The sequence below is a fragment of the Mesorhizobium sp. WSM4813 genome, from assembly GCF_055811555.1.
In genome coordinates this window covers 1-5634 of the sequence record NZ_JBVVQU010000116.1, presented here as the reverse complement: position 1 = coordinate 5634, position 5634 = coordinate 1, and the positions used below count along the sequence as shown (strand labels likewise).

Here is a 5634-nt window from a genome sequence, read left to right as displayed (position 1 = left end):
CAGGGCAATGCCGGCGCCAACGTCGTCAACGGCGGCGGCGGTGCCGATAAGTTGAGCGGCTTCGGCGGCAACGACACCTACTATGTCGACAATGCCAGCGACACGGTGATTGAGGCGGCCGGCGGCGGTAGCGACAGGGTACTCGCCTCGGTAAGCTATGCGCTTTCGGCCGGTTCACAGATTGAGCTTCTCGCCACCACCAACCCGTCCGGCACGACGGCAATCAACCTGACCGGCAATGAGTTCGCCCAGACCATCCAGGGCAACGCCGGCGCCAATGTCATCAATGGCGGCCGTGGTGCCGACATCTCGACCGGCAATGGCGGCAATGATGCCTTCGTTTTCAATACCGCTCTGGGAGCCGGCAATATCGACAGGGTTACTGACTTCAACAAGCTCCAGGACAAGATCCACCTCGACAACGCGATTTTTGCCGGGCTGAGCTCGGGCGCCCTCTCATCCGGTGCTTTCTTTGCTGGTGCCGCCGCGCACGACACTTCGGACCACATCATCTATAACAATTCAACTGGAGCGCTCTATTTCGACAGCGACGGGATCGGCGGCGCCGCTCAAACACAGTTCGCCACTCTTGCTCCAGGTCTCTCGCTTACAGCAGCTGCATTCTTTGTGACCTGAAGGAGCTAGCTAGTGGGCAACGACATCGCGCGAGGACCCGCGCTTGCGAACAGAGACAGGTGCACAAACTGCACCTTGAAGCGTGTCTCTTTTGGCGGCGTGGATGCTCTGGCGCGGACCGTCACTATGTGGAGTTTAGACCCGACCGCTCCTATGTGACCAATTTGAGGGAGTTCCTCCCGAACCGATGGAACTGAGATGGTGCTGGCCGTTCCCATAACCATTCTAATTTAGCAATTTTTCGGCCCTTGAGACGAGCCTCATAGCTAGGTCACCGCGTCGCGTCCGGCTCCGACACAGCGCAAGTTGAAGAGAAATGGATCGGCATCTATCGCCTTGGTGTGTATACGCTGTCCCTTTTTTCGCTGCCGATCGGCAGCGCCATGTTGTCATCTAGCAGCCGGGTTATCCGGGCAAAGCCCGTAAAAGCCTTTCTTGCTTCCTCGGCAGACATCTGGCCCGCCAGAGCCGCAGCGCAGCAATTTAGCGCGCATTGATACACCGGGCCGCGCCGCCCTTTTGGCCAATGGCGCAAAAACGTCATCGCTTCGCTGACACTGTCGATTTCTTCGACAGGTTTTCCCTCCCCGCGCGAAATTCGCACCGGCGTAAAGAACTGCAGGCGATTCATCTTTTCCTCCCGGTCGATCGCGATGCGTTCGATCGAACCCCACTAAATTCACGGTCAGCCAATTGGTTCCCGGCAAAAACGCCCAGGCCTCAATAAAATTGCCACGCGTCGGCTGAGTGAAGCGCCAGTCAGCGCCCTACTTCTTGCAGTCGCGGGAACGTTCGGGGGTGTGATGCATTTCGACTTCAGCGATGATCTTTGAGGGAAATGCCAGACTATGAGAATAGCCCATGTGGCGCCGCTCCATGAATCCGTCCCGCCTCGGCTCTACGGAGGTACGGAGCGCATAGTCTCCTATCTGACCGAAGGATTGGTCGAGCTTGGCCATGACGTAACCTTGTTTGCCAGTGACGATACAAAAACGTCGGCAAAATTGGTGCCGTGTCGCGAGCGTGCGCTGCGTCTTGATCCACGCCCGCTGAAATCCGAGACAGCCGCGCACCTTTTGATGCTTTCCGAGGTGAGGAAACGATCTCAACAGTTTGACATCATTCATTTTCACCTCAGCCATTTCCTGCATTTTTCTTTCTTCGAGCACATGCCCGAGCGGACGGTGACGACGCCGCATGGCAGGCTCGACTATGTCGATCTTGCGCCGGCCTATAAGCGTTTTCCGCGCTTTCCGATGATCTCCATTTCCCATAGCCAAAGAACGGGGCTCAACAATGCCAACTGGCTGACGACGATCCACCATGGGCTGCCGACCGAACTCTACAAGCCGGTTTTCGAGACGAGCCCAGGGGAGCTCTACCTCGCCTTCCTTGGCCGGATGTCGCGCGATAAGCGTCCGGATCGGGCCATCGAGATCGCGCTGCGCTCGGGGCTGAAACTGAAGCTTGCGGCAAAGATCGGCGACGACGACCGCGCCTATTTCCGAGAGATGGTCGAGCCGCTGGTCGATGGTGATCGTGTCGACTATGTCGGCGAGATCGAGGAGGACAAGAAGGCGGAATTCCTCGGCAAGGCGGCCGGCCTGGTATTCCCGATCGACTGGCCCGAGCCGTTCGGTCTTGCCGTCATAGAAGCGATGGCCTGCGGCACGCCGGTGATCGCCTGGAATTCCGGCGCCATGCCGGAAATCGTCGATCATGGAGTAACCGGTTTTATCGTGGATTCCATGGAGGGCGCGGTCGCGTCGGTGCCCGGCATGCTGCGACTCGACAGGCGGAAGGTGCGAGCCGTCTTCGAAAGGCGGTTTTCCGCCAAAAGAATGACCCGCGACTACGTTTCCGCCTACGCGCGCCTGATCGGTGCCTCGGCCGAAGCAAGAGCGTCGTGAGCGACTGATGCAGGCCTGCCTCGGCCTGGAGTTCGACGGCTGGGACGGCGAAATCCACGTCACCCGTCCCAGGCTGCCGATCGGTATCGACACGCTCACGCTGAGGCATCTGGGCGTTGGCACCAGGAAGGTGGATCTCACCTTCCAGCGTGTCGGCGATAGGGTTGTCGCCTTTCTCGCCGACCGACATGAGAGGTTAGTGCCGCTCGTGCGGACCTAGTTTGGCTTTTCGCATGGACTGACCGCGGCGTTGCAATTAGCGGAACCGATGGCCCGTCTGAGCGTTCCGACGCACGGCAGCTTGTCACGATTGCTGGCTGCGAATTCGAAAAACAGAATGGCGGCCGACCGGCCGGAGGAAAATCGTTTTCTGATGTCGGACTATGGCTTAGAGATACTCTGGCTTCTGATCCTTGCGAGCCTGGGCCTTTCCGTTGTTGCCGTGGTGTTCTCGATATTCCATTGGCGCCACAGCCACACACCAGCGGTCGCATACACCGCCGGCGAGGACGTGACTTCGGAAGCGGCTCGCAAAATGCTGCGGGAGTTTGAAAAGAACGGCCACTCGGCCGATGCAGCGCTGATCACATGGTCGCCCGACACCTTGCGCAAGATCCTGGCCGACGATCTGCCGGAGACGCAGGTGATCGTGGTGTCAAACCGCGAACCCTACATCCACAACATCAAGGACGATGGCGTCGAGCTCTTGGTACCGGCCAGCGGGCTGGTATCGGCGCTTGAGCCGATCACCCGAGCCTGTGCCGGCACCTGGATCGCCTATGGCGGCGGAACAGCGGACCGTCTCACCGTCGACAAGAGCGACCGGGTTGAGGTGCCGCCTGGCAATCCGTCCTACACGCTGCGCAGGGTCTGGCTAACGGAGGAAGAATACCAGGCCTATTATCTGGGCTTCGCCAATGAAGGTCTGTGGCCGCTTTGCCATATCGCCTTCACCCGCCCGATTTTTCGCGCGTCGGATTGGGAGGCCTATGAGGCCGTCAACCGGAAGTTCGCCGATACGGTAGTTGCCGAGGCGCGCAACGAGCGGCCGATTGTGCTGGTCCAGGACTATCATTTCGCGCTCTTGCCGCGCATGATCCGCGAGCGCCTGCCCGAGGCGATCGTCATCACTTTCTGGCATATCCCGTGGCCCAACTCGGAAGTGTACAGCATCTGCCCATGGCGTGAACGGATCCTGGAAGGCTTGCTCGGCAGCTCCATCATCGGCTTTCATACTCAGTTCCATGCCAACAATTTCGCTGAAAGCGTCGATCGCTTCCTGGAAAGCCGTATAGAGCGTGCCGATGCGGCGATCTCCTACGGTGGACGGACGACGCTGGTGCACGCCTATCCGATCTCGATAGAATGGCCGGCCGAACTTTTGGCTAAACTGCCTGATGTCGGCGAATGCCGCGCCCGCCTGCGCGAGAGGTTCGGACTGAGAGCGGATGTCAAACTGTGCGTCGGCGTCGAGCGTCTCGACTACACGAAGGGCATTCTCGACCGTTTCCAGGTGCTGGAAGAATTGTTCACGAGACATCCCGAATGGATCGGAAAACTGGTTCTCCTGCAGATCGCGGCGCCCAGCCGGGGTACGCTCCCGGCTTACAAGCAACTCCACGATGAATGCCGCCGCTATGTCGAAGAGCTCAACCAGCGCTACGGCAGCGAGGACTACAGTCCTGTGCTGATGGTGGACAAGCATCATACCCAGGAACAGGTCTACGAGCTCTATCGCGCCGCCGACATATGCATGGTCACCAGCCTGCATGACGGCATGAACTTGGTGGCCAAGGAATTCGTCGCGGCGCGCGACGACGAACAGGGCGTGCTGTTGCTCAGCACCTTTGCCGGCGCCTCGCGCGAACTTCTGGAAGCATTGATCGTCAATCCCTACGATACAGCCATGACGAGCGAAGCGCTGCTGCAGGCGCTGACCATGACGCCGGAGGAACAGCGCGAGCGTATGCGGCCCATGCGCGAGATGGTCCGCGACAATAACGTCTATCGCTGGGCCGGCAGCATGCTTCTGGATGCGGCCCGCCTTCGCAAGCGCGGCGACCTCGACCGGGTGACGGGCAACGGCGAGCGGCCATCGAACAACAATGTCATTCCCATGTTCGAGCGGGCACGAAAGGCAGTGTCGTGACGAGCATTCGGCCCTTGTCGCGCGTCCTCAACGAAAGACCGGTGGACCTGATGATCCTCGACATGCTGGCAGCGTTCCTGCAATCGCCGCAGCAGATTCTGAGCAGCGAGCAAGCTCGAGGTCAACCCGAGCGAGCCGAAGCTCGTTGTCACCCAGAGGGGCGCCGGCTACGTGTTGGCTGCCTCAGTCGAGGTGCTGTGACTTTGCCAAATATGAACGTTCATCGTCTCAGCGCATGCACGCTATCAATATTTTCGCCGGTCATCGGCAGTGCCATGTCGTCTTCGAGCAAGCGTGTGATGCGGGCGAAGCCGGCAAAAGCCTTCCTTGCTTCCTCTGCTGACATCCGGCCCACCAGAGCCGCAGAGCAGCAATTCACCGCGCACTGGTAGACTGGCCCACGCCGGCCTGTTGGCCATTTGCGCAAGAACCCCATCGCTTCGGCTACGCTATAAATTTCTTCGGCAGGGCTTTTCTGCCCGCTCGAAATCCGCACAGGCGTAAAGAATTGCAGGCGATCCATCGTTTCCTCCCGGTCGATCGCTACGTGCCTGATCGAACCTTGTTAAACTTACGGCTGACCACGTGGTTCGGGCAAACAGGGCCCGACGCTGAAAAAGAGGCCGGGCCAAGACGAAGTCTCTCATATCGTTCGACCGAAATCGAATCACCAAACGTGACAAACGTGCGACGAACTGTTGTGCTCCGATAAGCGCGAGTTTCGTCGAATGCCTGTAAGGCCAAAGCCGACAAATCAATCGGTTGCCGGTTCCCTCGCGTCGAGGCTCTCTACAGGAAAACGGCGAGTTCCGCGGGGCGGCGAAGGCATGAGATAATTTCCCCGTTCTCCCCTTGCTTATGAGCTAGCGTGCGCACACATCTGATTTGGCGGGGATTAGTTTGGATTTGCAAGAGCGAAGCCCTCGGCGATGGCGTGGA

General features: G+C 59.2%; 4 protein-coding genes and 2 pseudogenes. 4 read left to right on the top strand and 2 right to left on the bottom strand.

Annotated features, from left to right (window positions below):
* Positions 1 to 636, top strand: a pseudogene (locus AC0L25_RS32050) (calcium-binding protein); the annotation flags it as partial.
* A gap of 328 nt (positions 637 to 964) precedes the next feature.
* On the opposite strand, the gene AC0L25_RS32045 reads toward AC0L25_RS32050, so the two are convergent.
* On the bottom strand, positions 965 to 1267 hold the full coding sequence (locus AC0L25_RS32045; RefSeq protein WP_473599123.1) for a DUF982 domain-containing protein: 303 nt from the start codon (positions 1265 to 1267) through the stop codon (positions 965 to 967).
* A 217-nt stretch (positions 1268 to 1484) separates the two neighbouring features.
* Here AC0L25_RS32045 and AC0L25_RS32040 point away from each other — a divergent pair, with 217 nt between their 5' ends.
* The 3 genes and pseudogenes from AC0L25_RS32040 to AC0L25_RS32030 all read left to right on the top strand — a co-directional run bounded on the left by AC0L25_RS32040 (position 1485) and on the right by AC0L25_RS32030 (position 4695).
* Positions 1485 to 2546: a glycosyltransferase family 4 protein gene (locus AC0L25_RS32040; protein ID WP_473599122.1), complete on the top strand. Its 1062-nt coding sequence runs from the start codon at positions 1485 to 1487 to the stop codon at positions 2544 to 2546.
* Positions 2547 to 2550: 4 nt separating this feature from the next.
* A pseudogene (locus AC0L25_RS32035) lies at positions 2551 to 2766 on the top strand (amylo-alpha-1,6-glucosidase); the annotation flags it as partial.
* A gap of 153 nt (positions 2767 to 2919) precedes the next feature.
* Positions 2920 to 4695 carry an alpha,alpha-trehalose-phosphate synthase (UDP-forming) gene (locus AC0L25_RS32030; protein ID WP_473599121.1) on the top strand — a complete coding sequence of 592 codons (1776 nt, stop codon included), beginning with the start codon at positions 2920 to 2922 and terminating at the stop codon, positions 4693 to 4695.
* 220 nt (positions 4696 to 4915) lie between these two features.
* Here AC0L25_RS32030 and AC0L25_RS32025 read toward each other — a convergent pair whose 3' ends face one another.
* Complete coding sequence (locus AC0L25_RS32025; protein WP_473599120.1) at positions 4916 to 5218, bottom strand: DUF982 domain-containing protein; 303 nt, start codon at positions 5216 to 5218, stop codon at positions 4916 to 4918.
* Positions 5219 to 5634 lie beyond the last annotated feature (416 nt).

What these genes read in the sequence shown, in the direction of transcription:
- AC0L25_RS32030 (WP_473599121.1), top strand. Translation starts at nt 2,920, where the DNA reads ATGTCGGACTATGGCTTAGAGATACTCTGGCTTCTGATCCTTGCGAGC.
- AC0L25_RS32025 (WP_473599120.1), bottom strand. Translation starts at nt 5,218, where the DNA reads ATGGATCGCCTGCAATTCTTTACGCCTGTGCGGATTTCGAGCGGGCAG.
- AC0L25_RS32045 (WP_473599123.1), bottom strand. Translation starts at nt 1,267, where the DNA reads ATGAATCGCCTGCAGTTCTTTACGCCGGTGCGAATTTCGCGCGGGGAG.
- AC0L25_RS32040 (WP_473599122.1), top strand. Translation starts at nt 1,485, where the DNA reads ATGAGAATAGCCCATGTGGCGCCGCTCCATGAATCCGTCCCGCCTCGG.